At 46.8% G+C, this 316-nt stretch carries 1 rRNA gene; it reads left to right on the plus strand.

The features are described from left to right. Positions 1-316, plus strand: a 23S ribosomal RNA gene (locus tag EII32_RS11885); the annotation flags it as partial.

Genomic DNA, 316 nt, shown 5'->3' on the forward strand with positions numbered 1-316 from the left:
CTTCTCGGGTTACCGAATTCAGACAAACTCCGAATGCCAATCAATTTAACTTGGGAGTCAGAACATGGGTGATAAGGTCCGTGTTCGAAAGGGAAACAGCCCAGACCACCAGCTAAGGTCCCAAAATATATGTTAAGTGGAAAAGGATGTGGCGTTGCCCAGACAACTAGGATGTTGGCTTAGAAGCAGCCATCATTTAAAGAGTGCGTAATAGCTCACTAGTCGAGTGACACTGCGCCGAAAATGTACCGGGGCTAAACATATTACCGAAGCTGTGGATTGTCCTTTGGACAATGGTAGGAGAGCGTTCTAAGGG

Origin of the sequence: Prevotella sp. OH937_COT-195 (genome assembly GCF_003932845.1) — a bacterium.
Classification (GTDB): Bacteria; Bacteroidota; Bacteroidia; order Bacteroidales; family Bacteroidaceae; genus Prevotella.